Here is a 228-nt window from a genome sequence, read left to right as displayed (position 1 = left end):
GCCTCGGGCAGCACGACGGCCGTAGCCTTTCCCAAGCATGTGCTGCAGGTCGACGTGGTCGCAATCGGTCGTACCCGCATCATCACGCCGGCAGGCGACACCTGGGAAAGCTGGGAAAGCTGGTTCGCTGGCGCCGGCGTAACCGCCGATGCCCTGGCTGACCGTGAGCAGCCAACTGACCAGGAGCGGGACACGCTCAAGTAAGCAACACCCCGCAAACCCATCTAC

The 228-nt window shown here is 64.5% G+C and carries 1 protein-coding gene; it reads left to right on the top strand.

Annotated elements, in window-relative coordinates; translation table 11 throughout:
• Positions 1 to 204: hypothetical protein (locus SB754_RS23535; protein WP_410784643.1), on the top strand; the 204-nt coding region annotated here is incomplete at its 5' end.
• Positions 205 to 228: the final 24 nt, after the last annotated feature.

Source organism: Leifsonia sp. SIMBA_070 (assembly GCF_046534635.1).
Taxonomy (GTDB): Bacteria; Actinomycetota; Actinomycetes; order Actinomycetales; family Microbacteriaceae; genus Leifsonia.
The sequence above is the reverse complement of the archived record's forward strand: the minus strand, read 5'-3'. Positions and strand labels throughout refer to the sequence as shown.